Annotated in this window: 24 protein-coding genes and 1 pseudogene; 11 read left to right on the plus strand and 14 right to left on the minus strand. The window is 69.7% G+C overall.

All coding sequences use genetic code 11. The features are described from left to right. Positions 1-263: 263 nt before the first annotated feature. A complete protein-coding gene (locus Ato02nite_RS15325; protein ID WP_213007185.1) occupies positions 264-1112 on the plus strand; it encodes a hypothetical protein in 849 nt (282 codons plus the stop codon). Here Ato02nite_RS15325 and Ato02nite_RS15330 read toward each other — a convergent pair. After that, a complete protein-coding gene (locus Ato02nite_RS15330; RefSeq protein ID WP_246607004.1) occupies positions 1080-3164 on the minus strand; it encodes an FAD-binding oxidoreductase in 2085 nt (694 codons plus the stop codon). The genes Ato02nite_RS15325 and Ato02nite_RS15330 overlap by 33 nt on opposite strands. Positions 3165-3231: 67 nt before the next feature. Between Ato02nite_RS15330 and Ato02nite_RS15335 the strand changes: the two genes are divergently transcribed. From Ato02nite_RS15335 to Ato02nite_RS51600, 3 genes and pseudogenes are all read left to right on the plus strand, one after another. Beyond that, the gene (locus tag Ato02nite_RS15335; RefSeq protein WP_213007186.1) at positions 3232-3852 is read left to right on the plus strand and encodes a TetR/AcrR family transcriptional regulator; all 621 of its coding nucleotides are present in this window, start codon (positions 3232-3234) and stop codon (positions 3850-3852) included. A gap of 8 nt (positions 3853-3860) precedes the next feature. Further along, complete coding sequence (locus Ato02nite_RS15340; RefSeq protein WP_213007187.1) at positions 3861-4661, plus strand: alpha/beta fold hydrolase; 801 nt, start codon at positions 3861-3863, stop codon at positions 4659-4661. Then, positions 4658-5035: pseudogene (locus Ato02nite_RS51600) on the plus strand (NAD-dependent epimerase/dehydratase family protein); the annotation flags it as partial. The gene Ato02nite_RS15340 and the pseudogene Ato02nite_RS51600, both read left to right, overlap by 4 nt. Here Ato02nite_RS51600 and Ato02nite_RS51605 read toward each other — a convergent pair. Then, positions 5020-5526 carry a VOC family protein gene (locus tag Ato02nite_RS51605; RefSeq protein ID WP_246607005.1) on the minus strand — a complete coding sequence of 169 codons (507 nt, stop codon included), beginning with the start codon at positions 5524-5526 and terminating at the stop codon, positions 5020-5022. The pseudogene Ato02nite_RS51600 and the gene Ato02nite_RS51605 overlap by 16 nt on opposite strands. A 17-nt stretch (positions 5527-5543) precedes the next feature. Here Ato02nite_RS51605 and Ato02nite_RS15350 point away from each other — a divergent pair, with 17 nt between their 5' ends. Next, positions 5544-6362: an AraC family transcriptional regulator gene (locus Ato02nite_RS15350; RefSeq protein ID WP_213007189.1), complete on the plus strand. Its 819-nt coding sequence runs from the start codon at positions 5544-5546 to the stop codon at positions 6360-6362. On the opposite strand, the gene Ato02nite_RS15355 is transcribed toward Ato02nite_RS15350, so the two are convergent. Beyond that, complete coding sequence (locus Ato02nite_RS15355) at positions 6325-7368, minus strand: NAD(P)/FAD-dependent oxidoreductase (protein ID WP_213007190.1); 1044 nt, start codon at positions 7366-7368, stop codon at positions 6325-6327. The two genes, Ato02nite_RS15350 and Ato02nite_RS15355, sit on opposite strands and share 38 nt — an antisense overlap. Positions 7369-7429: 61 nt before the next feature. Between Ato02nite_RS15355 and Ato02nite_RS15360 the strand changes: the two genes are divergently transcribed. Next, positions 7430-7888: a MarR family winged helix-turn-helix transcriptional regulator gene (locus tag Ato02nite_RS15360; RefSeq protein ID WP_213007191.1), complete on the plus strand. Its 459-nt coding sequence runs from the start codon at positions 7430-7432 to the stop codon at positions 7886-7888. A gap of 153 nt (positions 7889-8041) precedes the next feature. Here Ato02nite_RS15360 and Ato02nite_RS15365 read toward each other — a convergent pair whose 3' ends face one another. Then, positions 8042-8836: an endonuclease/exonuclease/phosphatase family protein gene (locus Ato02nite_RS15365; RefSeq protein ID WP_213007192.1), complete on the minus strand. Its 795-nt coding sequence runs from the start codon at positions 8834-8836 to the stop codon at positions 8042-8044. A gap of 58 nt (positions 8837-8894) precedes the next feature. On the opposite strand from Ato02nite_RS15365, the gene Ato02nite_RS15370 reads away from it, so the two are divergent. The 3 genes from Ato02nite_RS15370 to Ato02nite_RS15380 are packed head-to-tail and all read left to right on the plus strand — an operon-like array spanning position 8895 to position 12112. After that, positions 8895-10655, plus strand: coding sequence for a CocE/NonD family hydrolase (locus tag Ato02nite_RS15370; protein WP_213007193.1), 1761 nt, complete (start codon positions 8895-8897; stop codon positions 10653-10655). Positions 10656-10707: 52 nt separating this feature from the next. Then, the gene (locus Ato02nite_RS15375) at positions 10708-11781 is read left to right on the plus strand and encodes an Ig-like domain-containing protein (RefSeq protein WP_213007194.1); all 1074 of its coding nucleotides are present in this window, start codon (positions 10708-10710) and stop codon (positions 11779-11781) included. Further along, positions 11771-12112, plus strand: a complete 342-nt coding sequence (locus tag Ato02nite_RS15380; RefSeq protein WP_213007195.1) for a hypothetical protein — start codon at positions 11771-11773, stop codon at positions 12110-12112. Before Ato02nite_RS15375 ends, Ato02nite_RS15380 begins: the two co-directional genes overlap by 11 nt. A gap of 47 nt (positions 12113-12159) precedes the next feature. Here the strand turns inward: Ato02nite_RS15380 and Ato02nite_RS15385 are convergent, their stop codons facing one another. Beyond that, complete coding sequence (locus Ato02nite_RS15385; RefSeq protein WP_213007196.1) at positions 12160-12777, minus strand: TetR/AcrR family transcriptional regulator; 618 nt, start codon at positions 12775-12777, stop codon at positions 12160-12162. A gap of 69 nt (positions 12778-12846) precedes the next feature. Between Ato02nite_RS15385 and Ato02nite_RS15390 the strand changes: the two genes are divergently transcribed. Next, the gene (locus tag Ato02nite_RS15390; protein ID WP_213007197.1) at positions 12847-13200 is read left to right on the plus strand and encodes a cupin domain-containing protein; all 354 of its coding nucleotides are present in this window, start codon (positions 12847-12849) and stop codon (positions 13198-13200) included. Positions 13201-13382: 182 nt separating this feature from the next. Here Ato02nite_RS15390 and Ato02nite_RS15395 read toward each other — a convergent pair whose 3' ends face one another. The 7 genes from Ato02nite_RS15395 to Ato02nite_RS15425 all read right to left on the minus strand — a co-directional run bounded on the left by Ato02nite_RS15395 (position 13383) and on the right by Ato02nite_RS15425 (position 23091). Continuing rightward, on the minus strand, positions 13383-16736 hold the full coding sequence (locus tag Ato02nite_RS15395) for a CARDB domain-containing protein (RefSeq protein WP_246607006.1): 3354 nt from the start codon (positions 16734-16736) through the stop codon (positions 13383-13385). Between the two features lie 205 nt (positions 16737-16941). Continuing rightward, the gene (locus tag Ato02nite_RS15400) at positions 16942-17892 is read right to left on the minus strand and encodes a class I mannose-6-phosphate isomerase (RefSeq protein WP_213007198.1); all 951 of its coding nucleotides are present in this window, start codon (positions 17890-17892) and stop codon (positions 16942-16944) included. Then, a complete protein-coding gene (locus tag Ato02nite_RS15405) occupies positions 17889-19064 on the minus strand; it encodes an ADP-dependent glucokinase/phosphofructokinase (RefSeq protein WP_213007199.1) in 1176 nt (391 codons plus the stop codon). The genes Ato02nite_RS15400 and Ato02nite_RS15405 overlap by 4 nt, the downstream gene beginning before the upstream one ends. 1 nt (position 19065) lies before the next feature. Next, the gene (locus Ato02nite_RS15410) at positions 19066-19929 is read right to left on the minus strand and encodes a ketose-bisphosphate aldolase (RefSeq protein WP_213007200.1); all 864 of its coding nucleotides are present in this window, start codon (positions 19927-19929) and stop codon (positions 19066-19068) included. A 31-nt stretch (positions 19930-19960) separates the two neighbouring features. Next, positions 19961-20806 carry a carbohydrate ABC transporter permease gene (locus Ato02nite_RS15415; RefSeq protein ID WP_213007201.1) on the minus strand — a complete coding sequence of 282 codons (846 nt, stop codon included), beginning with the start codon at positions 20804-20806 and terminating at the stop codon, positions 19961-19963. 5 nt (positions 20807-20811) lie between these two features. Next, positions 20812-21741: a carbohydrate ABC transporter permease gene (locus tag Ato02nite_RS15420; protein WP_213007202.1), complete on the minus strand. Its 930-nt coding sequence runs from the start codon at positions 21739-21741 to the stop codon at positions 20812-20814. Positions 21742-21801: 60 nt separating this feature from the next. Continuing rightward, positions 21802-23091, minus strand: coding sequence for an ABC transporter substrate-binding protein (locus Ato02nite_RS15425; RefSeq protein ID WP_246607007.1), 1290 nt, complete (start codon positions 23089-23091; stop codon positions 21802-21804). 274 nt (positions 23092-23365) lie between these two features. On the opposite strand from Ato02nite_RS15425, the gene Ato02nite_RS15430 reads away from it, so the two are divergent. After that, positions 23366-24214, plus strand: a complete 849-nt coding sequence (locus Ato02nite_RS15430) for a DeoR/GlpR family DNA-binding transcription regulator (RefSeq protein ID WP_246607008.1) — start codon at positions 23366-23368, stop codon at positions 24212-24214. Here the strand turns inward: Ato02nite_RS15430 and Ato02nite_RS15435 are convergent. After that, on the minus strand, positions 24162-25070 hold the full coding sequence (locus tag Ato02nite_RS15435) for an aldo/keto reductase (RefSeq protein WP_213007203.1): 909 nt from the start codon (positions 25068-25070) through the stop codon (positions 24162-24164). The two genes, Ato02nite_RS15430 and Ato02nite_RS15435, sit on opposite strands and share 53 nt — an antisense overlap. A 222-nt stretch (positions 25071-25292) precedes the next feature. Beyond that, positions 25293-25760 (minus strand): SAM-dependent methyltransferase, encoded by a 468-nt coding sequence (locus Ato02nite_RS15440; RefSeq protein ID WP_213007204.1) that lies wholly within the window; start codon positions 25758-25760, stop codon positions 25293-25295. Between the last annotated feature and the right edge of the window lie 917 nt (positions 25761-26677).

A 26677-nucleotide genomic window follows, 5' to 3' on the forward strand; every position in this document is an offset into this window, starting at 1 on the left:
GTTGAGCATCCGGGCCTCTTCCTGGGCCAGGACGACAACTCGACGGGCACGGTCGGTGAACCGCTCGAACACGACACTCACGTCCTCGCGGCGAAGCCCCACGCACCCCGCCCAAGGAGACGGACTGGTGTCACCGTGCGCTGAGTCGGAGCCTCTTGGCGTTGACGCTCGGCCCGCGTGGGTGGCCTCGCTACGCTCGTGCAGGCGCGCTGCCCCCCGAGCGTACAGCGACTCCGACCTACGATGAGCGAGGGAGGACCACGATGAACGCAACCGGCAGCCGACGATCCGTACCCGATCGCGCCCGCAAGCGCGCGATCCGAGCCCTGGCCGCCGAGCTCGGCGTGGCCTATTCGGTCGCGGCGCGCCTGCTCACGGCCCCGGCGCCGGACACCGGCCGGGGGTCCGGCGTCCCGATCGGCGTCGACGAGCACCGGGCCTGGATGTTCGCTGCCCGCGAACACCGCACGTTCAACTCCCGGGTGCGTGACACCCGGCTGGCCGCCGAGATCCCGCTCGGCCGCGCCGCGCATCTGACCACGCGGTTCCCGCCGCTGCGGTCGACCGCCGGGATCGGCCCGCTTTATCACGGCGAAGGCCGCGAAACGGCCATAGCCATGCTGTACGCCGTCGTCGTCCACGAATCGCCACAGCTGCTGCCCCCGGCCGACGAGCTCGCCTGGGCCGCCGAGCTCGGTGAGGAGGCGGCCGTCGACATCGCCTGCGCCGCGCTCGACCGGGCCGCCCGGCTCCTGCTCGACCAGGACCGCTGGCGGCTGTGGGTGCGGGTGGAGGCGGCCCTGACCGCCGGCGAGGCCGACCCCGACCGGCGCCGGCGCGACCCGGCCATCACCCTCGGCCGGGAACTGCGATCGACCAGCCTGCGCGGCTCGCTCGACGGCGCCCGGCAGATCCTCGACGCGCTCCTGGTCGAACCGTACGACTGTCACCCACCGGGAGCACGGGTGCGGGTCGGCGGCCGGCCGGGCACGATCGTCGGCGCCGACTGGGCGCAGGCCGGCCCACCCACCGGCTACCAGGTGCGACTCGACGACGAAGCGGACGGCCTGACCGCGGAGTCAGGCGCCGAGCTCGAGCTCATCCCCGGGTAACTCCAGGGTGACCTTCGACAGCGGGTGACTCACGCAGGCCAGCACCGACCCGTCCGGCTCGGTGCGGGTGACCACGCCGCCGCGGAGCTGCACCAGGCAGTCGCCGCAATTGCCGACCGTGCACGAGTACGGCATCGGCAGCCCGCCGGCGAGTCCCGCTTCGAGCAGCGTCTGACCGGGTTCGACCAGCACCGTGCCGGCCCCTTCGACGGTCATCTCCTGCGGCACGGTGGGGACGGTCCCGGTCTCCGCCGTGCTGGTGTAGCGCTCGACGTGCACCTGGCGGTCGGGGATGCCCAGCTCGGCCAGGACCCCCTGGACGGCGTCCATCAGCGGCTCGGGACCGCAGACGTAGTAGTGCGCCCCCGGGACCGCCGCGAGACCGATGACCCAGCGACGTACGCCGTCCGCGTCGAGCCGGCCGTCCCGGCCGGTCAGCACGTGCGTGACGGACAGCCGGCCGGGGTTCTCCGTCGCCAGCCGGGCCAGCTCGCCGGCAAAGATGATCTCGTCGGCGCTGCGGCTGCTGTAGAGCAGCGAGATCCGGCCGCCGGGCCGGGCGCGGATCATGCTCATCATCGGCGTCACCCCGCTGCCCGCCGCGACCAGCACGATCTCGGCCGGCGGCGCGGGCTCGGCGTGGAAGGACCCCGACGGGCCGCGCACCGCGAGCCGGTCCCCCACCCCGAGATTCCGGTGTACGTGGGTGGAGAACCGGCCGCCCCCGACGAGCTTGACGGTGACCTCCAGCCGGTCCGACCCGGGCGCCGACGAGGCCGAGTAGGCCCGCCGCGCCGGCCGGCCGTCGATGTCGGCGACCAGCGTGAAGAACTGACCGGGCCGGAAATCGAACGTTCCCGGGCCGGAGCCGGCGTCCTGGAGGACGAGCGTGACCGCACTGGGCGTCTCCCGGCGCACCTCGGTGACGCGTACCTCCCGGTCCGGCCCGGCGGCAGCGGCCGGCGGAAGGCCGCCCGGCGCGAGGTCGTCGTAGCCCTCTTTCCGCAGGCCGGAGCGGTAGGCGCGGTTCATCACCAGCCGCATCAACCGGTTGATCCCCGGGATCGCCCCGACGATCTTCAGCACGGCCGCGGGCGAGCCGGCCGAGTTGGCGGCGAGGTGCTCCCCCGCGATCGCCATCAGGTCCGGCACCGAGCCGCGGTCGAGGTGCGCGCCGGGCGACCACAGCCGCGAGCGGGTGATGGCGTGGTTGCCGGCCACCTCGGCGTGCTCGACGTCGATGAGCAGCGCCGCGTGCGGGGGCATCCCGCGCAGCGCCATCGTCGCCAGCAGCGCGGGATCGTCGGTGATCGCGCCGCGGCCGCGGACGTGCAGCACCCCGCTGCGGCCGGGCACGAGTGCGGCGAACGAGAGGCGGTCGTCGGCCAGCAGGTTGTGCAGGGTGTCGGCGCGCTTGTTGCCCTTCCGGTCCGGGATGGCCAGGGTGCGGCCGTCCAGGATCCGGGCCGCCGCCGGCCGGTCGCCGCGCGGGCTGGTGTCGCTGCCACCGGACGAGTCCCAGGTGGACAGTGCGAGGAACGGCGCCGCGGCGAGGAACTCGGCGACGCCGGGCCGGCCCAGCGGCCCGTCCCCGGCGATCTCGGCGACCGGCCCGGGCGGGACCGGCGGCTGCCACAGGCGGGACCGGAGGACGGCCTGGGCGCAATGCACGTACGCCTGCTGGATCTTGATGGTTGTTTCAGCGCCTTTTCGCGAGGTCACCGAACCGTTCACGCGCAGCAGTTCGCCGACGCCCGGCAGGAGGAAGAAGAACGAGACCGGACCGTACGGGTCGCCCGGCTCGGGCAGCGCGAACGAGATCCGGGTGGGCGAATGGACGCGGACGAAACCCGGGGTGCCGCCGACGAAGGTCGTCCGGCTGACGCCGCCGGCGTCCCGATAGCCGAACGCCGCGATCGGGCACCGGGCGAGGACGGCCCGGCAGCCCTCGTCGAGCGCGCCGATCTCCTTGAGCATGATCATCGGCAGTGGCCGGCCGATGGTCGACTCAACGTCGGCGACGGTCGTCAGCCTCTTGTTTTCGCTGGTCACACCATTATTGTGAGCAATAGCTCAGTTCTTTGGCTACTCGCTTTTCGCGCCCTGAGGAGGACCCCGGATGCCGTCGGCCGACCGCCGTCTCGAGCCACGTCGCAGCCCCCGTCAGGTGCGCGCCGAGCTCACCCGCGAACGCATCCTCACCGCCGCTGCTCACGTTTTCGCCGAGCACGGTTACGCCGCCGGCACCACCAACCGCATCGCCGAACGCGCCCGGATCTCCATCGGCTCGCTGTACCAGTACTTCCCGAACAAGGACGCCATCCTCGCCAAGCTGCTGGTGCGGCACATCGACCGAGGCACCTGGACCGAGGCGGCGGAGCTGGACCTGTCCCCCGGGAGTCTGGAGGCGACGGTGCGGGCCCTGGTCCGCGACGCCATCGACAACCACAGCGACGACCCGCAACTGCTCCGCATCATGATCGAGCAGGCTCCGGTGTCGAAGGAGCTGATCGAGACGATCGACCGGCACGGCCGGGTCAGGGTCGCCCAGGTGCGCGACGTCCTCGCCCGGCACCCCGACGTGCGGGTGCGCGACCTCGACACCGCCGCCGAACTGATCCTGTTCACGGTGGAGATGAACATCCACAAGCTGATGGCCGCCCCGCGCACCATTCCGGTCGAGACGTTCGCCGGCGAACTGATAGACATGCTCACCAGGTACCTGCGCGGCGACCGGTAGGAGACAAAGTGGCCACCACCCCGTCCGGCATCGCCTACGACCACGCGGCCGGCACCGGTGGCCCGCCGATCGTCCTGATCCACGCCGGGGTCGCCGACCGCCGCATGTGGGACCCGCAGTGGGCGGCCATCAGCGGCGAACACGACGCCGTGCGCCTCGACCTGCGCGGCTTCGGCGAATCGACAACCCGCCCCGATGCCTTGTTGTCCCATGTCGACGACGTCCGCGCGACCCTCGCCCACCTCGGCATCGACCGCTGCCACCTGGTCGGCTCGTCCCTCGGCGCCGGCGTCGCCGTCGAGGTCGCCCTGACCGCACCGCACCTGGTCCGATCGCTGCTGCTCGCCCCGCCCGGCGGCAGCCTGCTGGCCGAACTGACCGACGACCTCCGGACGTTCTTCGACGCCGAACGCGCCGCCCTCGCGGCCGGCGACCTGGACGCCGCCGTCGAGGCCAACATCGCCGCCTGGGTCGTCGGCCCCGGCCGGGATCCGGCGAAGATCAACCCCGATTTCCAAGATTCGGTACGCCGGATGCAGCGCCGAGCCTTCGAGGTCACCGCGTCCTGGACGGACGTCGACGAGGCCGAACCGGACCCACCGGCCCTGGACCGGCTGGCCGACGTCACGGTCCCGACGCTGATCCTGATCGGCGGCCACGATCTCGCCACCACCCAGGATTCCGCCGATCGGCTGTGCGCGGGCCTCCCCGAGGTCCGCCGCGTCGACTGGCCGGACGCCGCCCACCTGCCGTCCCTGGAACACCCCGGCCGATTCCTCGCCCTGCTCCGCGAATGGGTTCGCCCATGACCGCCGGGCTGGCGGTGGTGACCGGCACCTCGGGCCGGGTCGGCGGAGCCGTGGCGGAGGCCCTCGACGCCGCCGGCTGGCAGGTGCGCGGCGTCGACCGCGCGCCGGGCCGGCGGACGAGCATCGTCGGCGATCTCCGCGACCGACAGGTCCGCCGGGCCGCGGTCCGGGCGGCCGACGTCGTGATCCACGCGGCGGCCCGGCACGCTCCGCACGTCGGCGTGGTCGACGACGAGGAGTTCCGCGCGGTCAACGTCGGCGCAACGGCGGCCCTGCTCGACGACGCCGAGGCCGAGGGCGTACGCCGAGTCGTCTACATCAGCAGCACCAGCGTGTACGGCCACGCGCTGGTGCCCAGTCAGCTCGCCGGGGCCTGCTGTTTAGCCCACTCGGCCACCCGCCGCGCGCTCTCCTCCTCGGAGAGGTCCTCGACCCTGGTCATGACCGACCAGCGCACGCCGAACGGGTCCCGGATGCTGGCGAAGCGGTCGCCGGAGACGAACGTGGTCGGCGCCTCCCGGATGACCGCCCCGGCCGCCTCGGCCCGGGCGACCACGTCGTCGACGTCGGGGCAGTACAGGCCGATCGAATAGCAGTCCTGGTCGCCCTCGGGCGGCGCGATGAGGCCGTAGTCGGGCTGCGGCGCGCCGAGCTGCAGCAGGCCGTTGCCGAAGTCGAGGACGGCGTGCGCCACCACGTCGCCGAACTCGGTCACGTCGACCACCCGGGCCCCGAAGATCTTCTGATAGAAGTCGATGGCCGCGCGGGCCTCCGGAATGGCCAGGAAGGGCGTCAGGCTGGTGGCGCCGTGGGGTGTGCCGTTCGTGGTGTACTTGCCGTCGGCCGCTCGGTTCGTCTCAGTCATAGGTCAGGATCGTAGGTATGCCCAGCCCGGAGCGGCTTGAAGATTCGCGACAGGGATCCCCGCGGGGTGTTCTCTACCCGGCGCGGCTCCCCACGTTCGACCGGCTGCCGGCGCCCGATCAGGTCACCCAGCTGGTGCGGTGGTTCTGGATCCCCGAGTGGCAGATCCAGCCGGGCCGGTCCTCCCGCCAGCACCTGATCGCCTTCCCTGCCTGCAACCTCGTCGTCGAGCCGGACGGGGTCGGCCTCTCCGGACCGACGACCCGCACCTCGCACCGCGATCTCACCGGAAGCGGATGGGCGGTCGGGGCTCTGCTGCGGCCGGCCGCGGTGCCACACTTCGCCGCGGACCCGGCGGCCCTGCGGGACGCGTACCGGATGATGGATTTTCCGGTTTTGCACCAGGAGGTGGCCGGCATCATGACCGGCCCGGGTGACCGGCCGGAGCGACAGCGCCGCGCCGTCGACGCGTTCGCGACCTGGCTGGCCGGCGAGGTCCCGGCGCCGGACCACGAGGCGTTGGCGGCCAACACGATGGCCGAGGTCATCGACGCCGATCCGGCGATCCGCACGGTCCAGGACGCGACCGCCCGCCTGGGCGTCTCGGCCCGGTCGTTGCAGCGGCTGGCGGGCCGCTACGTCGGCCTGCCGCCGTCGGCGATGATCCGCCGGCGCCGGCTGCAGGAGGCCGCCGAACGGCTGCGCGCGGAACCGGACACGACCCTGGCCACCGTCGCCGCCGACCTCGGCTACAGCGACCACGCCCACCTCGCCAACGAGTTCCGGTCGGTGCTGGGCCTCACGCTGAGCGGCTACCGGGACCGAATCGCCCGGTGAACAGGTCGGCGCCCTTGCGTTCGTAGACCACCCGCGCCGAGGCCGCGGCGACCCCGTCCGGCGTCGGGAGCTGGCCGACTCCCCCGCGCGTGCCGAGCGGGAGCAGGATCCGCCGCTCGGCTGATGGGGTGTAGACAGCGGCCGGCCGGTCGCCGTCGAGCTGTGCCCTGATGTTCCGCACCACGACCTCGGCATGCGTCATCGCGTAGGACGCCATCTTGGGATCGGGCAGGGCGGTGATGTCGCCGACCGCGTAGACATGCTCGTAGCCCTCGACGTTCAGGCGCTCGGTGACCGGCACCTCGGCCCGCGCGGTCAGCGGCGTGAGACGCCCGTCCGCCAGGAAGTCGGTGTTGATCCGGACCCCGAACGCACGGAACCGGATGTCGGTGGCGCCGACCGCGGTCGCCGGCATCGCCGTGCCCAGCCGCAGCTCGACACCGAGCTCGTCCAACTGGCGATGCAACTCCGCGCGCACCTCGGGAAGGAAGCCGGGTAGCAGCTGATCGCCCCGGTCCACGATGACCACGTGCTTGTCCGGCCAGACCTCCTTGATCTCGCCGGCCAGCTCCAGGCCGACCGGGCCGGCGCCGAGGATCAGTACGCGGCCCGCACCGGACAGTTCCTTGTGGGTCGCGCACAGATCGTCCAGCTGCTCGGCGATGCTCGTCGAGGCATCGTGCGGCTTGGCCGGGTACGGATAGCCGGAACCGGTGGCCAGCACCAGGTAGTCGGCCTCGACCCGCGCACCCGACGCGAGCGTCACACCGCCGGGATCCACCGAGACGGCCCGGTCGCGCAGCACCCGGCCATGGTCGAGCAGGTCCTCGAGCGGCAGGAACGCGTGGTGCGCCCAGTCCGGCCGGGTCAGCGCCCGCAGCGACGCGGCCGCGTTGACGAACGCCTCCCGGGGGTCGATGAGGATGACGTCCGCCGCGGAGTCCAGCGCGAGGGCCACCCGGGTGCCGCCGTAACCGCCGCCGATGACCACCACCGTGCGTTTCATGGCTACCCCTTCGGTTAAGAGTTGACGCGTCAACTCTAGCGCTGATGAGTACGATTCCGCCATGACGCAGCCCCGCACGCTGGAACCCGAGGAGTGGGACCTCTGGAACAGCTGGATGCAGGCGCAGCGCCTGCTCACCCGCGAGCTGGACCGCCGCCTGCAGCAGGACTACGGCATCTCCAAGGCCGAGTTCAGCGTCCTGGTCACGCTGCACCGGTCGCCGGGCGGCCGGATGCGCGTCGGTGAGCTGGCCGAGTCGCTGACCTGGGAGAAGAGCCGCGTCGCCCACCTGCTGACCCGGATGGAGAACCGCGAGCTGGTGAAACGCACCGAGAACGGCGCGGGCGGCCGCCGAACCGGCATCGGCCTGACCGCCAAGGGCCGCGACGCCGCGGAGAACGCCATCCTGGGCCACGCCGACAACATCCGCCGGTTCTTCTTCGAGCCGCTCACGCCCTCGCAGACCACCGCCATCCAGGCGTGGAGTCGGCAGACGGTCGACCGCCTCGAAGAAGGCTAGAGATCTTCTCGGGTCGGTGCGCTTTCGATCAAACCTTTTCCGTACGGGCCGGCTCAGCCCCGTGGCACGCGGTCCCGGGACTGAGCCGGCCCGTACGGAAGGATTTCGAAAGCGCGACGAAAGCTGGGGCCGGAGTTCCGTCCGGAAAGATCTCTAGATCTCCAGGATCAGCGCGCGGTGATCGGAGACCTCCGGCTCCGCCAGGATGTCGAATCGCTGGACCGCGGCGACGTCGGAGACCAGCACGTAGCCGGCGTGCCGCACCGGCTTGCGATAGTGCGACGTCCGGGTGTCGGCCGCACCGACCAGGTCGGTGAGACCGACGTCGGCCAGCACGCCGAACGTCTCGCTGTCCGGCAACAGGTTGAAGTCGCCGCACATCACCACCAGGTCCCGCGGGCCACGAATCCGGCAAACGAGCTCGGCGAGCCGTTCGGCCTGGGCACGCCGCGCCGGAGTGTCCGACTTGCCGAGCGCGTCCCGCAGCCCGTGCACCTGCATCACCCACACCGACCGGCCGGCCGCCCGATCCACGGTCCGCACCGCGAGGGCCACCCGCGGGCGGCCGGTGACCGGCCATTCCACGTGGTCGGCGAACTCGCCGTGCACGAAGGCTGAGTCGACCCCGACGACCGGCAGCCCCTCCCCGACCAGGGTCGCCAGCCCGAAGTCCTGCCGATAGCCACGGCCCGCGTCGTCGTGCACCGGCCCGGAGTCACTGGTCACGAAGATCGCCTGATGCCGCGGCAGCACGCCGCGAACGTCGTCGAAGAGGTCCGCGCGCTGGGGCAGACTCCGTTCCCCGTCGGCGAAGCGCGTCCACCCGGCCAGCCCCGGGGTCCGCGTCACCTCCTGCAGGCAGACGATGTCCGCCCCGCTGCCGGGCAGCCACTCGAGGAGATCGTCGGCCAGCGCGCCACCCCACGCGTTCACACTCGCAATCCGCACGGCCACCACGCTAGCGTCAGGGCTGCAGTGACACTGCTCTATCTCTTCGGGAGGTCCGATGACCCTGCGCGGACGGACAGCAGCGGCCGCCGCCGCATTGATCGTGGTGGCGACTCTCGCGGTGGGCGGCCCGGCGAACGCCGCGCCCCCGCCCGGCGTCACGCATGCGGAGAACCCCCGCGTGCCGGAGGGGGCGGTGTGGACGGAGGCCTACTTCCCGTCCGCCGACCACAGCGGCGTCGAGCTGCACGCCGACGTCCTCCGGCCGGCGAACCTGCCGGCGCACGCCCGGACGCCGGTGATCCTCGCCGTCGGGCCGTACTTCGGTCACGCCGGCCAGACCGGGCCGGAGGGGTGGGCCCAGGCCGGCCCGTCCAACCGGTTCGCGGACTTCACCAGCGGCACCGGCCTCTTCGCCCGCGGCTACACCTACGTCATGGTCGACCTGCGCGGCTTCGGCGGGAGCACCGGCTGCCTGGACTGGGTGGGGCCGGGTGAGCAGGCCGACGTCGAGGCCGCGATCCGGTGGGCGGCGTCCCGGCCGTGGTCGACCGGCCGGGTGGGCATGTACGGCAAGTCGTACGACGCCGTGACCGGCCTCGTCGGCAACAACCTGCGCCTCGGTGCGCTGAAGGCGGTCGTCGCCCAGGAGCCGGTGTGGAACATGTACGACTACCTGTTCAGCAACGCCGTTCCCCGGCCCAACGTGACCGGTACGCCGAACGCCTACAACGGCATCGCCACGATCGCGCCACTGGCCGACGACACCGATCGTTACAAGGCCAACGCGGGCTACGAGAGCGGCCACCCCGAGTGCCTCACCGACAACCTCACGAACAACAACAATCCGGACCTCGACTCGCCCTACTGGCGGGCCCGCAACCTCGCGGCGAACGCCCGGGGCACGAGCACCCCGCTGTTCATCACCCAGGGCTTCATCGAGAACAACACCAAGCCGGAGGACGTCGAGGAATACCTCGGCAACCACCACGGCGTCGAGCGCGGCTGGATGGGCCAGTGGGAGCACGTCCGCGGCAACGAGACGAACAGCCAGGGCCAGTTGCTGCAGGGCCGGGCCGGGTTCTTCGACGAGGTCATGCGCTTCTACGACCGCTACCTGAAGGGCATCCGGCCGGCCGTCCAGGACCCGGCCTTCGCCATCGAGGACAACACCGCCGCCTGGCGCGCCCAGCCGGCCTGGCCCACGCCGTCCTCGCGGACAACGGCAAATCTTTCAAACGGAGCGTACGTCGATGACGGCGTCGCGTCGGCTTTGGCGGCACCGGCCGGCCAGCAGTGGGACATGGAGCACTACACCGACCCGGGCCTCGTCTCGGTCCAGGGCTTCGCGGCCGACGCCCACAGCTATTTCAGCTGGTCCACGCCGGCGCCGTCCCGGGTCCGGATCACCGCCACCCCGCGGATCACGCTGACCGCGAGCGCGCCGGGCAACGTCATGGTGCGGCTGTGGGACGTCGCCCCGGACGGCACCGCGGTGATGTTCGACGAGAACGTGGCGCTGATCGAGCGGGCCGGGCGGCTCGCGTTCGACCTGAAGTCCACCGACTGGACCTTCGCGGCCGGTCACCAGCTCGGCGTACAGATCGGGACGATCGGCAGCGGCAGCTGGCGGGACACCCCGAGCGGCAACACGATCGAGGTCACCCGGGCGCGGCTGAGCCTCGCCCTGCAGAACCCCCGGTTCGACGTGCCGACCCAGGGTGAACGGTCACCCTTCCTCGATACGTATCTCCGGCAGTACACCCGGACGCTCACCGACATCGGCGCCGGCACCTTCCCGCTCGCCCTCCACCGATAGCCGCACCACGGCACAGCGGTACCGCCGGCCGGTCCCCTCGATTGCGAGATCCATGATTCAGCGACGCAAGGTCATCATCGGGACGCTGGGCGTTGCCGCTGCCGCGGCGACCGTCGGTGGTTCCGCGCCGGGTCCCGCCAATGCCGAGACCACGACGGCGGCGGGCCCGGAGGAGAAGGGCGGCGGGCCGGTCACGCCGGTCCGGCTCAGCGTGACCCCGGGGACCGGGTCGAAGACGGTGTCCCCGTCGACCCCGATCGTCGTCACCGTGCGGGACGGCGACCTGCAGTCGGTCGCCGTCACCGCCGGCCCGGCGAAGATCGCCGGTTCGGTGCAGGCCGACGGGACCTGGCGTTCGACCGGCAAGCTGGCGTACGGCAAGACCTACCGGGTGGTCGTCACCGCGACCGACCGGTCGGGCGCGGCGAAACAGGAGACGTCCAGCTTCACCACGGTGAAACCGCAGCACCTCATCGAGACGACGTTCCGGGCCAACGCGATGAGTTCCCTCAAGAAAGGCCAGGCGTACGGCGCGGGCCAGCCGGTGATCATCGCGTTCAGCCGTGCCGTCAACAAGAAGGCGGCCGAGAAGGCCATCGAGATCACCACGTCGCCCGCCGTCGAGGGAAAGTTCTACTGGGCGGACGGCCGGACCGTGCACTGGCGTCCGGCGAGGTACTGGGCCGGCGGCACGTCCGTCACGGTGAACGTCAACCTGTTCGGCGTCCGGCTGGGCAACGGGGTGTACGGCGAGAAGAACGCGTCGACCCGCTTCACCATCGGCCGTCAGCTGATCGCGATCACCGACAACAAGGCCCACCTGACCAAGGTCTACATCAACGGCAAACTGGTACGCACGATGAAGTGCAGCCTCGGCAAGGGCGGCTCGACCACCGGCGCGAACGGCCAGGCCTGGGCGACTGGACCGTCCCCTACGGCAAGTACGGTGACTGACCGCCGGCTCCGGTCGGGTCGGCCAAGCTCGGCGTCGATCCCGGTGCACCCGCTCGGCGGGAACAGCCGGCGCAACACCAGCACCCAAACGGCCCGACTGCCCGCGGCGGCACCTCATGTTCAGGCGCGGGCCCGCGGAGGCGTACCGATAGTCTCGCGCCGTGGGCCTTGACGTTGAGCTGTGCAGAATCGAGCAGGCGGGCACGAGTCAACGGCACCGTCGGACTGTCGAGCTGGCTATGGTCGGCGACACCCGATTCCGGTTCGCTGAGGCCGTCCAACGGGCACAGCACGGCGGGTCGACACCGATGCTCGACCGCATCGACCTCTACGGAACTTTGGAACTTTCCTGGGACGAGATGCCACAGTTCCTGGGCGAATTGGATCACCTGCTTGCCATCGCCGAGGACGACCGGGAGCGCGAGGTGCTGGAGGCGGTGTACGGCCTGGGCGAACGCTGCCGCGACGACCGGAGCCTAGCGCTCCGGCTGATCGGCGATTGATCACTCCGGCGGTATGTTCCCCTCTCCACGGACATTGCGGGGCACCGCTACGGGTTCCGCCGGCCGGATCGTGGACGGCTGCCTCGGACGGCGGCGTCCAGCAGCGCGTGGGCGTTGGCGAGCACCGTGCCGGCGGCCTGCTCGCGGGTGTAACCGGCGACGTCGGTCAGCCAGATCAGCGTTTCGATGCCGGTCGCTGATCGGATCGCGATCGCGAGCTGGTGGATGTCGATGCCGGGATGGGTATCCCGCAGCGGGGTCAGTGCCTCGGCGATCCAGCCGATCGCGCGGCCCTGGCGCAGTGCCGTCCGCTCGGCGGCGGGCTCCAGGGACAGCCGGAGTGAGGTGCGCAGCTGCGGCTCCCACGTGAAGTTGTAGCCGGTGAACTCCTGGATGACCGCGTCCAGGCGGGCGCCGGGGTCAGTGCTGGCGTTCGCCGGGAGCAGTGTCTCGGGGGAAATGCTCGGGTGCGCGGCGAGCAGGAGGCTGCGCTGGTTCGGGAAGTACCGGTACGCCGTGGACCGCGAGATGCCGGCCTGCGCGGCCGCGTCTTCCACTTTCGGGGTCAGTCCGTCGTCGAGGAGCCGGCGCGCGGCCGCGACCAGCGCGAGTCGGGTTCTCGACTTCTGCCCGGTTCGGCCGGTCGATTCATACGGCGCCTCCACGCCGTGATGCTACGGTCACCCGACATGGGACTGAAGTCTCATGAACATTTCTCCCGGCAGGGGCCAGTGATGAGCGACGACGATCCGACCACCACCGACCCGAGTCTGTACAAAGTGGTTCTCGAGAACGATCGGGTGCGGGTCCTGGAATACCGCGACGAGCCCGGTGACCGCACCCACCCGCACCGGCACCCGGACAGCGTGATGGTGACGCTCAGCGCCTTCCGCCGGCGGGTCACCGCGGGCAACCGCAGCGTGGAGGTCGAACTTGCCGCCGGCGAGTCCCGTTGGCTGGCCGCGCAGGAGCACACCGGCGAAAATATCGGCCAGACCACGACGCACAGCATCTTCATCGAATTGAAGGAGCCCGCACCGACGCGCGCCCGGTCCGGCGAGGCTCCTCTCGGCCCCGACGCCCCCTGACCGCGCGGCCGGAGAGCTCCGCCGGTGCCTGAGCAGATTCCCGATCGTCGGAGCCCGCGGCGTGGCCCAGCGTAGGACGCGCGGTTCGCGCAATGCCCAGCTCGGTGGGGCGGACGGGGCCGGAGTCCCATCACGGACGGCGGCGCCTCGGCTGGGCCGGGGCACCGCCGTGCCGGTGGTGGTCAGCCGCCGTTGATGACGAACTGGGAACCGGGCTCGATGACGATGTTGCCGTCGGCCGAATTCGTGATGGTTACGTTGGTCAGGTTGGCGTTGCCTCGGGCGCCGCTCATCGCCAGGATGCCGGCGCCGTTGTTGGATTTGTCGATCTTCACGTTGGTCACCGCCACGTTCGGCATGTTGCCGCCACCGGTCTTGAACTGGATGCCGTCGTAGGTCGAGTCGATGATCTCGGTGTCCCGGATCGTGACGCCGACGATGTCCTTCGACGACGGGAAGAGGGTGATCGCGCCGAATTCCTGGTCCTCGTTCCAGAACACGCCGCCGGCCCGGTAGAGGCCGTTGTTGGCGATCAGCGTCGTGCCGGAGAACGGCAGCGGGTCGTGATCGGTCGCCAGCATGATGCCGGGGTAGTTCATCGTGTCGTAGATCAGGTTGTTCTCGATGGAGTTGCTGAAGCCGCCGTAGATGGCGATGCCGTTCGCCCGCCACGGCAGCTGCACCGTGTTGTTGACGAAGTGGTTGTTGGAGGCGATGTCCACCGACGTGTCCTTGACCCGCGGGTTGGCCCAGACGGCCAGGGAGTCGTCGCCGGTGGTGCGGAACGACGAGTTGAAGACGCGCGAGTTGCGGGTGCCGTTGCTGAAATTGATGCCGTCGGCGGACGTGTCGCGGATGCGCATCCCGGAGAACTCGAGGCCGTCGCCCGGGTTCCAGTAGGCCGGGGTGTCGGAGTAGTCGCGGCCGACCCAGGCGCCGACGTTGACGTGCTCGATCCACACGTTACTGATCTTGGTGTTCTTGCCGAGGCGGCCGTTGATGCCGTGGCCGCGGTTGGCACGGTTGGTGGTCATGCCGAAGATGGCCAGGTCGGAGAGCTGGGTGTTGTCGTCGATGTCGAAGCCGACGTTGCCCTCGTGCGGGTGGTTGATGTTGCCGACCACGTTCTGCGGCTCGGTGTTCGTGTAGAGCTGCGAGCGCCACATGCCGGCCCCGCGGATGACCACGTTCCGGATGCCCTTCTGGTTGTACTGGCCGCGGGCCGGGTCGGGAGACAGGATCTTCTGCTCCTGGCGCCACTGGCCCTCGGGGATCCAGACGCAGCTGATCACGCCGTTCTCGTCGTCGGTCACGGCGCGCTGGATGGCGGCGGTGTCGTCGATGCCGTCGTTCGGCACGGCACCGTAGTTGGTGATCGAGACGCAGCCGGCCGGCTGGGTGAGGGCCGGAGCCACCTGCTCCAGGTCGATCATGTCGAGGTAGTAGAAGGCGGCGGTATCGCCGGCGTCGCGCTGGAGCTTGAAGCGGGTGCCGGCCGGGTACGACGTGGACAGCAGGGCGTGCGACTCGTCGAACAGCCGCCGCGCGTCAGCCGACGGCGTGTTGGACAGCGACTCGGTGTCGTCCGAGGTGCCGTACAACCAGCTGTTACGCGACGACAGGGTCAGCTTCTGCACGAACTGGTCGTTGGCGTACAGGCTGATCGTGGCGTTCTGGCCGCCGCCGCCCGCCGCGTCCGGGATCGAGTTGCGCACCACGATGGAGTTCGCCGCGTTGACCGAGGTGAACTCGACGAACTGGCCGGTGCTGGTGAGCCGCACCGACGCCCGGCCCGACGACTCGGTGCCGAAGTTGGTGTGCCCGAACGTCCGCAGCGCGTCGGCCTGGACCAGCGTGCCCTGGTAACGGGCGGCTTCCGCTTCGTAGGAGACATAAGGCACGGCTGCGCCGCGCCCGACCACAATTGCTTGCGTACGCGAATTGTTGTTCTCGTTCGTCTCGGCGACCACGCCGGTCGCGTCGGCGGTGGCGGTGATCGTGGCGCCGCCGCTGGTGGCGGTCCAGGTGCCGGCCGAAACGGTGACCGTGGCACCGGCCGCGATCGCGCCGGTGTTCGCGTTGAGCGTGGTGCTGCCGGCCACCACCCGGGTGACCGACGCCGCGGCCGCACTGGTGCCGCGGTTGTTGACGGCCACCGCGAAGGTGACCGGGGCGCCGGCCGACGGGTTGGCGGGCGTGGGGGTTACGCTGAGCACCTGCAGGTCGGGGCCGGGCGCCTGGGCGACGACCAGCACGGACGACGCGGTCAGGGTGTTGTTGCCGTTGTTCTGCTCGGCGACCGTGTCGGCCGGGTCCACCACGGCGGACACCGGGTAGCTGCCCTGGGCGAGCCGCCCGGCGTTGACCGTGACGGTGGTGGACGCCCCGGCGGCGAGGGCACCGACGGCCGCGCTTCCGGCGACCGTGCTGCCCACCCGCACATCCACGGTTGTCGCCGCCGACGCGGCGTTGCCCGCGTTACGCACCGTGGCCGAGACGGTGATCGCGGTGGCCTCGTCGGGCGCGGCCGGCGCCCAGGTCAGGCCGGTGACCACCAGGTCGGGGTTGGGGGCCCAGGCACCGATCACCTGGATCTCGGCGACCTGCGCGCCCGGCGCGCCGGTGTTGCCGAACACCTGAAGCTGCAGGTCGGCGACCCGGCCGGTGACCGCGATCGTGGCGGTGTTCTGGTTGGCCGCCGGGTTGAAGACGTAGTCGGCGCGGGCTTTCAGGCTCGAGAACGCGGACGCGCCCTGGGCCCGGCCGAGCACCTGGATGCTCTGCGTACGCGTACCCCAGGCCTGGTCCGGGTTGAGCTTGACCACGACGCCGGTGACGTCGGCGTTCGCACCCAGGTGGGTGGTCAGGGTGGACGGGAAGCCGTTGGACTCCCAGTAGGTGCCGGTGTTGTTGTCGTTGGCGTTCGGCGCGACGAAGCCGAAGACCGAGGACGACGCCTCCATGGTCTTGCCGGCGGCCAGGTTGGTGCCGGTCGGCGGGTCCGGGTCGGGATCGGGGTCCGGGTTCTGCCCGGCCACGCCGTAGATCTCCAGTTCGGACAGCTGGGCCGCGGGCCAGCCGGTGTTGCCGGTGACGGTGGCCCGGACGTACCGGATGGTCACCGCGGCGAAGTCGATGGTCACCGTGTTGCCGGTGGCCGGGTCGAACAGGCGGCCCTGCGATCCGGACAGGGTGATCCAGGTGGAGCCGTTGGTGCTGCCCTGGAGGGTGAGCGTCTCGGTGCGGGCGGCCCAGGCGGTGGCCGGCGGCAGTTTGAGTTTGGCCTGGTCGACGGCGAGGTTGCTGCCGAGGTCGACCTGCACCCACTGCGGGAAGGCGTTGTTCGGGCTCTCCCAGTACGAGTTGGCGTTGCCGTCAGTCACGTTGCCGGCGGCGTACACGTCGTTGGTGCCCGAGGCGGTGGCCGGTTTGCCCTGGGCGAGGTTGGGTCCGCCGGCCGCGTGCGCGGTGCCGGGGCTGAGGCCGGCGGCGACCAGCACCGCGGCCAGGAGGGTGGGGAGCAGTCGTCTTCTCATGAAGCCCTCTGTTCTGCGCCTGGCCGCCGCGGTCGGGGATCCACGATGGCCAGAGGGGGATGGGGACTTCTGCCACGAAGTTTCGGCTCGATCTTGGCAAATTTCGGTCTTCTGCCGATTTCTTGCGTGGACAGGCATCTAAGGTTTCAGATATGTGTCCACTTAGTCAACGCCTTCGATGCCGGAAGGCCGCACCGACGCTTGGCTACGCCACGCCGCTGAGCCGGATCGCCTCGACCGGGCCGTCCAGGCGCAACGCGCCCGCCGCGTACGGAATGAGCAGCGTGTCCCCACGTCGTACCGGAAGGTTGTCGTGTTCTCCGGTCAGCGTGCCCTCACCGGCCACCGCGACCAGGACGCTGAAGCCTTGTTCGACGCGGTCGCCGCCGCGCAGGCGGCGGGCGGCGAAGAACTCGCCGGCCGACGAGGGCAGCAGCCGATCCGGCGTGCCGCGCAGAGCGTCGAGGCGGGACGGTGTCCAGGCCCCCCGGTCGACGCACTGCAGCGCAAGGTCGTAACCGAGGCCGAGATGACCGTCGGCCAGCCCGAAGTTCTCATATTCCAGCAGCACCGAGAAGTCGGTCGGCTCCTGGACCTCGACCAGCAGGATCCCGTCGCCGATCGCGTGCGGCACGCCGGCCGGGCAGAGGATCGCGTCGCCGGCCGCGACCGGGATCCGGTTGGTGGCGGCCAGCATCTCGTCGTTCTTCTGCCCGCCCACCCATCCGGCCAGCTCTTCAAGATCAACATCACGAGCAAAACCCAGATGGACGTACGCGCCGGGGCGCGCGGAGACGATCACCCAGGCTTCGGTCTTTCCGTACGGCGAGGCCAGGTGGGCCGTGGCGAAACTGCGATCCGGGTGTACGTGCAGCGGAAGGCGCTGACCGGCGTCGAGCAGTTTCACGAGTACGCCGGTATCGGCCCGGTCCGGGCCCAGCCACCAGCGGGAGTCGGCGGCGATCGCGTCGGCCAGCAGCCGCCCGTCGGCCAGGGTGGACAGGCCGCTCGGGGCGAGCCCGAACCGGCTGGTCACCGAGCCGACCCAGTCCTCCGGCCGGTCGGGCAGCGCGGGCACGTTGCGGAACTCGGCGATCCGCCCGGCCCCGCGGTAGAACGTCTCGGGCTGGTTGGCCGGTAGCGCTTCGACGGTCATCCGTTGTCCTTTGCGAGTGCGGCGAGGAAACCGCCGACGAACGTGTCACCGAGTCCGACCGTAGTGGGATTCGGGACGTCGAGCGCGAAGCCCGGGACGACGGTGTCCTTCATCCGGGCCGCGAACTCGACGGACTCGGGGCGCCGCGGCTGCCGGCGCAGGTGCTCGACGTCCGCGTCGGTGAAGTCGTCGCCGTAGCAGTAGCGGGTGGCGGCCATGATCGTGCCGGTGTCGAGGGCGGCGGCGTAGTCGCCCGCGCCGGTGGCCAGGGCCCAGTACTTGGTGTGCAGCACCAGTGTCGGCACCGGGATCAGTTCGTGCACCTCGGCGAGCGCCGCCGTCACGTCCTCGGGATCGAGCAGGTCGACCGGCCGCTTCAGGTAGGACTGCAACTCGTCCTCGTTGAGCCCGTACACGTCGATGCGGTCGAGCAACGCCTCCCGGACCCGGCGACTGAAGGCGGGTTCGTGATAGGCCGCGTCCTCGAAGTAGGTCACCGCGGTTGGCGGGAGTTGCCGCATGTGCGCGGTGAGAGATGCGAGTCGATCATCGAGTTCGCTCCCGTCACGCATCGCGTTAAATCCTGATACGAGGAACACATCGGCCGCGGCCAGCCGGTCGCCGAGATCAGCGGTGAGCAGCATTTCGCTGTTCGCCGGGTCGTTCACGTAGATCAGGCGGTTCGGGAACGGCGCGTTGATGTCGATGTCGTTCGCCCGGATCCACAGGCCCTGGTCGTACTGGACGATCAGGTGCGGATAGAAGGTGTCCGCCGTACCGCTGTTGATGTACTCGCTGTCGTCCGGCAGCAGCCGGCGGAACGTGTCGTTGACGCTGACCAGGTGCAGGGTCGACGGCACGCCCAGCCGGCTCATCAGGATCCCGGCCCGCACCGACGTCCCGCCCAGCGTCTGCCGATGCGGGAACCGGTTGGCGAAGGTCTCCAGCGCCGGGGCGGACGCGACGAAGTGCTCGCCGCCCCCGCCCCGGGCCACATATCCCAGGATCGACACGACCAGGTCCCGCTCGCCGGCCACTTCGACCGGCGACGTCAGGTCCGCGGCGACGATGCCGTACTCGATGATCAGCTGCTGCAACACGGGAGCGGTCAGCTTCAGCTCGTAGTCGACACAGCCGCCGAGGCCCAGGACTACACGGGACGCAGTAGTCATGTCAGAAGAGCGAACCCTTGCCCTCGGCGCCGAACAGCTCGATCTTCTGCGCGGCGACGACCTTCATGGCGTCGAGGCAGGCCGGCTGGATGGCGTTGGGCTCGCGCACCTTCGAGTCGCTGCCCAGCACCTCGCGCATCTTGTCGTGGTAGGCGACCTTGATGTCGGTGGAGATGTTGATTTTGTTGATGCCGGTGCGGGCGGCCTCGCGGATCTCGTCGTCTGGGTTGCCGGAGCCGCCGTGCAGCACCAGCGGGATGCCCACCCGGCTCTTGATCTCCTTGAGCAGGTCGAGCTTCAGCTCCGGCTTGAGGTGCGCCGGGTAGAAGCCGTGGAACGTGCCGATCGCGATCGCGAGGGAGTCGACGCCGGTCCGCTCGACGAAGGTGACCGCGTCGTCCGGGTCGGTGTAGATGATCTCGGCGGCGCCGGCCTCGGCGTAGCTGTCGTTGCCGCCGATCGTGCCGAGCTCGCCCTCGACCGACACCCCGAGCACGTGCGCGGAGTCGGTGACCTTCTTGGTGAGCGCGAGGTTCTCCTCGAACGGCTTCAGCGAGCCGTCGATCATCACCGAGGTGAAGCCGTACTGGAACGCTTGGAGCATCTGGTCGTAGTCGGCGCCGTGGTCCCAGTGGATCGCGATCGGGACGCTCGAGTTGTGCGCCCGCTCGGCGATCGCCTTGATCAGCTCCGGTCCGATGTGCCGGACCTCGTCCGGGTGGATGGCGACGATGAGCGGCGCGTTCGTCTCCTCGCTGATCTCCACGATTCCCTTGAACATCGCCCAGTCGCTGATATTGAAGGCGGGCACGGCGAAGCTGTGCTCATTGGCGACATCCAGGATCGCCTTGCCGGTCGTCAGCATTTCGGTGTTTCTCCTTCGCGAGGGGGTGGTGCTAGGCCTTCACGGCACCGGCGGTCAGGCCGCCGATGAACCGCTTCTGGAACAGCAGGAAGAGGACGAGTACGGGAATGGACCCGAGGATGCTCATCGCCATCATTTGGTTCCACTCGTACGAGTGCTGGCCCATCAGCATCTGAATGCCGATCGGCACCGTGCGCATGTCATCGGTACGAGTGAGGGTGAGAGCGAAGAGGTATTCGTTCCACGAGATCATGAACGTGTAGACGCCGACCGCGATCAGACCCGGTACGGAGATCGGCACGAGGATCCGCCACAGTGCGGTCCAGCCGGTGCCGCCGTCGACCTTGACGGACTCGTCCAGCTCTTTCGGAAGCGTGTTCAGATACGCGGTGATCATGATGATCGCGTACGGGAGCGTGAACACCATGTGCGTGAGGATCAGGCCGGGATAGGTGTTGTACAGACCGAGCGCGACGACGAGCCCGAAGTACGGAATGACCAGGGTGATCGGCGGCACGGCCTGCACACTGACGATCACCGCGTTGATGGTCTTCTGGAACGGGAAGTTGAAGCGACTGAACGCGTACCCGGCCAGCAGCGCGACCAGCAGCGTCAGCAGCGTCACCGCGATCGCCACGATGTAGCTGTTCAGGAAGTAGCGCAACTGCGTGCCGTTGCCGAGGATCGCGGTGTAGGCGTCCAGCGAGAACGTCGAGGTGATCAGCTTCGGCGGGTTCTGGAAGACCTCCCCGTTGCTCTTGAACGAGGTGGACAGCATCCACAGCACCGGCAGGCCGGCGAACAGGCCACCGATGATCAGCCCGGTGATTACCCCGGCCTTGGCAAAGGTGCGCTTCGTCTTGATGGCGACGGCCATTCCGATCACCGCTCCCGTTGCTGGCGTACGTAGAAGAAGGCCAGCACCATCGTCAGCAGCAGGACGATCACGGCCGCGGCGGACGCGGTGGAGAACTCGTACTCGCTGAAGGCCTGCTTGTAGGTGTAGGTGCTGAGCATTTCGGTGGTGTTGAGCGGGCCGCCGCCGGTCGTCATCCAGATCAGCGCGAACTGCTGGGACGTCCAGATCAGGTCGAGCACCGCCATGCTGATGATCACCGGCCGCAGCTGGGGCAGCGTCACGTGCCGGAACCGCTGGAACCAGTTCGTGCCGTCCACCGCGGCCGCCTCGTACAGGTCATTCGGAATGCCTTGGAGGCCGGCCAGCAGGCTGATCATGAAGAACGGGTAACCCGACCAGATGTTGATGAAGGTGACCGCCCAGAGCGCCTTGCCCGGGTCACCGAGCCAGTTCACGCCGTCGTTGATCAACCCGATCGAGTGCAGCACGTAGTTGATGACGCCGGAGGGGTCGAGCAGCAGCCGCCAGATGACGGCGATGACCGCGATCGTGAACAGCCAGGGCAGGATGTAGACGATCCGGAAGATCGCCTTCGTGACCCCGCTCAGCAGCTGGGTGTTCAGCATCATCGCGAACGTCAGGCCGAGAACCAGGTGCGCCACCATGCTGACGGTGATGAAGACGGCGGTGTTCTTCATCGCGACCAGGAAGTCCGGGTCGGTGAGCACCTTGGTGTAGTTGGCGAACCCGGCGAACACCGAGTTCTCCTGGACGATCACGTTGTCCCGGAACGAGTAGCTGATCACCATGACGATGGGGACCACCATCAGGACCACGATCAGCACGATCGTCGGGGACAGATAGCCGTACGGGACCAGGCGCCGGGCCAGCGTCTTCCGCGCCGGCGCCGCCTGCTCGGCCGGCGGGGCGGCCGGCGGGGCGAGCAAAGTCATCACTGTCTCCTAGGTCGGGTGCCGCACTGGCCTGCGGACCAGCGCGGCACCCGGGTCGGGCTAACCGATCACCGAGGTCCAGGACTCCTGCGACTTGGCGAGGGCGTCGTCGACGCTCGTCTTGCCGGTCAGCACGAGCTGCAGCTGCTCGTCGAAGCTGCGCATCAGGTCCTCGGACTTGGGCAGGCCGACGAACTCGTTGGCCGGGACGCTGTCCTTGTAGATCTCGAACGCCTCCTTGAACAGCGGATCGCTGTTGCTGAAGTCGGGCTCGGCGTTCTTGTTGCCGGTGAAGCCGTTGGCCAGCGTGGCGAGCTTCGCGTTGGTCTCCTGGCTCATCAGGTAGGAGACGAACTTGAACGCCTCGGCCTTGTGCTTGGTCGAGTTGGAGATGCCGACACCCCAGGACGCGTACGGGATGCCGCGCTTGCCGGTGTAGCTGTCCTCGGCCGGGATGGCCGCGATCTCGAACTTGAGGTCCGGCTTGTTCTTCTTGATCAGGGTGACGTGCGCGAGGGAGTCGATCATCATGCCGACCTGGCCCTGCGTGAACTTCTCGACCTTGTCCTGCTCCTTCATGGTGAGGGAGCCGGGGGCGATGACGCCGGCGTCGTTCAGGCTCTTCACGTACTCGACCGTGCTCTTGACCGCGTCGGTCTGCAGGGCCGGCTTGCCGTCGGCCAGCATGCTGCCGCCGGAGGCCCACAGCCAGGACATGACGTCGTTCTGGATGCCGTTGGGCACGGCCGTGTCGAGCGGGAGCGCCCAGCCCTTCACGTTGCCGCCGGTCGCGGTGATCTTCTTGGCCGCGTCGAGGAACTCGGTGCGGTTCTTCGGCGTCGTGGCCACGCCGGCCTTGGTCAGCAGGTCCTTGTTGACGAACAGCGGGTAGACGAAGTTGACCACCGGGATCATGTACGTCTTGCCCTCGAGCTGAATCTGGCTGGCCAGCTGACTGGAGTCATAGTTCGCGTCGGTCATCAGCTTCGACATGTCCGCGATCGCGCCCTGCTTGGCGAAGTCGTTGACCCAGGCACCGTCGAGACCCACCACGTCGGGCAGGGTCTTCGAGGCGGCGCCCGTGACCAACTGCTGCTTGGTCGAAGCGTACGGCGCGCTGATGAGCTTGATCTTGATGTTCGGGTTTTGCGTCGTGAAGTCGTTGACGATCTTGTCCAACTCCCCGGCCGGAAGCTCGGCACCCCACCACTGGGCGAACTCGAGCGTGACGTCGCCGCCCGCGCTGGAGTCGTCGGAGTCGCCCCCGCCGCACGCCGCCACGAACGCGACCATGGCGGCCGCCGTCACTGCCCCTACTACTCGCTTCAACCGGGTCGAACGAACCGCCATGGCGGGCTCCTTCTATATCGAAGTCTTTCTGTTCTCTGCCGTGTTGGCGTCACGTTAGCAGCGTGTTACAGATGGAGACAAGAGAAGAACAGCAGAAAACTGCGGAGTACGGCATACTGTTGCGCACCGGGATGCCGGTAACACGGTCCACGAGCTCTGGATATGGCCGTTCAGCTGGGAATGCTCGTCCTTGCAGCTCTTCGCGGCTCTGCGCAGCGAAGTTCAGAGTGGACACGCATTTGTGGCATACTGCCGCACTGACAAGGGGGAATCAGTGAGCGTCGACAGCAACGAACGGCAGCGCCACCTGCCGGCCGGGCGCAAGGCCCAGCTGGCCGCCTACGTCGCCGAAACCGGCCAGGTCACCGTCGGTGAGCTGGCCGAACGCTTCGGCGTCTCGATCGACACGGTCCGCCGCGACCTGGACCAGCTGGCCGCCGAGGGCAGCCTGGTGCGCACCTACGGCGGCGCCGTCAGCCTGACCACCGTCTCCCGCACCGACCGGGCCGTCGACCAGCGGCTCAGCGTCCAGGAGCAGGAGAAGGAGAAGATCGCGGCGCTGGCCGCGGGCCTGGTCCAGGACGGCTCCACCATCATGATCAACGGTGGCACGACCACCCTCGCCCTGGCCCGCAACCTGGGCCAGCACCGCGACCTGACGGTGGCCACCAACAACCTGCTGGTGCCGGGCGCACTGCCGGCCACCGCGGTCCGCGACATCTACATCTTCGGCGGCGCGGTGCGCGCCCTGACCCTGGCCACCATCGGCCCGGTCAGCTTCCGCGCCAACACCGGCGCCGACCTCGACATCAGCTGCGACCTGGCGCTGATCGGCGTCGGCGCGGTCTCGGCCGACGCCGGCTACACGACGAGCAACCTGGCCGAGGCCGCGATGATGCAGGAAATGATCTCGCGAGCCGCCCGGGTGGCGATCCTCGCCGACACCTCCAAGTTCGGCCGGCGCTTGTTCGCCCAGGTCTCCGAGCTGGCCGCCGCCGACTACCTGATCACCGACAGCGCGCCACCGCCCGACCTGCGCGAGGCCCTCGACGCGAACGGCGTGGAGCTGCTCATCCCCACGGCAGGCGCGACCGCTCCTGCCAGTAGGCGGCAGACGGCATAGCCAGATATTTCCACCGCACCGGGTCGGTCCCGATCTCCGTCGCGCGCAGGTTCGACGCGAGCTGTCCCGCGGTCGCTGCCCCGGACAGCACGATCGTCGCCCAGGGCTGACCCAGCGCCGCCGCCAGCGCCACGACGTCACCGGGCGCGTGCTCCCCCACCGCGAGCCGCCCGTTGGCCAGCGCCTCCTTCACGATCACCACGCACCCCGCGTCGTGCGCCTCGGCGAGGGCCGGCCCGGCGCTGGGCTCGAGCAGATTCCAGGTCGCCTGCACGCTGCGAAACAGCGGCTCACCCCCCACCGTCACAGCGAGCGCAGCCCGGATCGCCTCGGCCTGGGCCGGCCCGCTCGTCGACAGCCCGACCGTGACACCGAGCCCCGCCAGCCGGGCGTGCAGCTCCCGGTCGTGCAGGGCCGGGCTGTCCGGGGTCACCGAGTGGATCTGATAGAGGTCGAGCCGCTCCCCCAGCAGCTCCCGCGTCTCCCCGAGCTGCCGCTCGAAGGTGGCGACGCCGTGGTCCTTGACCTCGTGCACGTCGGCGTCGATCCGCCACCCGGCGGTGTAGGTGTAACCCCACTTGCTCCCGACCACGACATCGGTGACCTCCGGCCGCTCCCGAAGCCACTGCCCCAGAAACTCCTCGGCCCGCCCATAGGACCGGGCAACATCAAAATACCGAACCCCTTCCGCGTACGCCCGATCGAGCAGTTCGTGCGCCCGCCCCCGCATAGCCTCCACCGACCGGTCGGCGGGCAGATCCGCGGCCCGGCCGAGGTTGATGTAGCCCGGCCGCCCCACCGCCGCCAGCCCCAGCCCGACCCGGGACCCCAGCGCGAGCCGCTCCACGATCTCCATGCCCCCATCAAACACGCACGCCGCCCCCATCGAACACGCACGCCGCGCCAAGCCCGCCCAGCCATCAGGGACCGCTCCACCACGATCACCGCCTCGCCCCACCGCCGCGGCCCTCTGTGTGGACCTTGCGAAGTTCCTGTTCGGAGCAGACGCCTACGCCACAAGGTCCACGTCTCAGCCGGCAGTCCCTCAGCGTGCGGGCCCGGCGTCTTCGTGTGCCGGTTACGGCTGGAAGTACTCGGACATCAGCTCACTGACCCATTCCGGTTGCCGGACGTCCGCCGGGAGAAACTCCACGATCGCCGGCTTGAGGTCGATGACCGGCGTGCCCGTGACCGCGTCCAGCCCGACCACCGTCAGCTCCCGGCCGCGCACCGATTCGATGGCGCAGCAGGTAACCCCGATGCGGTTGGGCCGGCGGGGGCCACGCCCGGCGAAAATGCCAACGGGCGGCAGGTCGGGGCGGCCACGGTAGGGCCGGGGTTCCCGGAAGTCGCCGTCCGCCGGAAACTGGTCGAAGACGAACAGCACCTCCACGTGCGAGAAACCCTCGAGCCCCTGCAGGCACGAGTCACCAAAGCGCGCGTCGACGGTGATAGTGCTGCGAACGGCACCCCAGTTGTCCGTGTGCTGAATGTCCGTCCGCTCGTTCCGAACCGTACCGATCGAGCTGATCTCAAAGCTGAGCACGTGGGCAGGCTAGCCGACAGCGCCGCCCCGGTCAGTCCCACCAGAGCGCCAGAAGCCGCATCCCTCAGCCACCGCGCAGGCCGGCGGGCCAAGCCCGGTTGCCACGCCGATCACCTCGCCCAGGTGCTTGAGGCGACCCACGGACCACGAGCGCTACCCGGACGGCGTCGGCCCACTCGCGCGCGTCCGGCCGCACCCCCGAAAGGGCATTGTTAGGCGCCGCCGAATTACCTTTCACGCCCCGAATGACCCATTCCTAGATTGCCCAGCAAGTGAGGACACCTTTCTTCCGAGAACGGCTCCGATAGCTTCGAGGGCGAACGCTGCCAGCCTTTCCACGGTAATCATTCCGGCAGCGGTAATGCGCTCCGGGCGCGCGTCATGACGGGACGAGGTCGTATCCGCCGGCGAGACGGTTGTCTCGGATCGACGGCGCCCGGTGCCCTCGGCGGAAGGTCGGGCGATCGATATCGCCGGACGGACGTCCACCGGGCGGCGGCCGGGCCCGCCCGGCGTGACGGCATCGGCCGGCCTCCGCACGACGACGTCGGTCGGTGGCCCTGGTCCGGCACGTGGGCTCACTCCGGTCAGCGCGGTCTGCGCGGCCGGTGCCATGCGCTTGGCGCACGGGCTGGACCCGGCACACAGACTCGACCCAACGAACACGCTCGGCCCGGCGCACAGGCTCGGGCCGGCGCACAGGCTCGACCCGACGCCCAGGCTCAGCCCCGCGGACAGGCTGGACCCGGCGCGTGGACTCGGCGAGCGTTGCGGCTTCCGGCCGGCTCGCCGCAGCCGACTGCCCGGCCAGGACAGGCCCTCCCGCCGGCCGGTTGGCGCCGGAGGGCGGGTCACTCACGGCCGGTACCTCGTCATTCGACGCCGCGGGAGACGGCCGCTGCACACAGGTCGCGTCA

The organism is Paractinoplanes toevensis, from assembly GCF_018332695.1.
Lineage (GTDB): Bacteria > Actinomycetota > Actinomycetes > Mycobacteriales > Micromonosporaceae > Actinoplanes > Actinoplanes toevensis.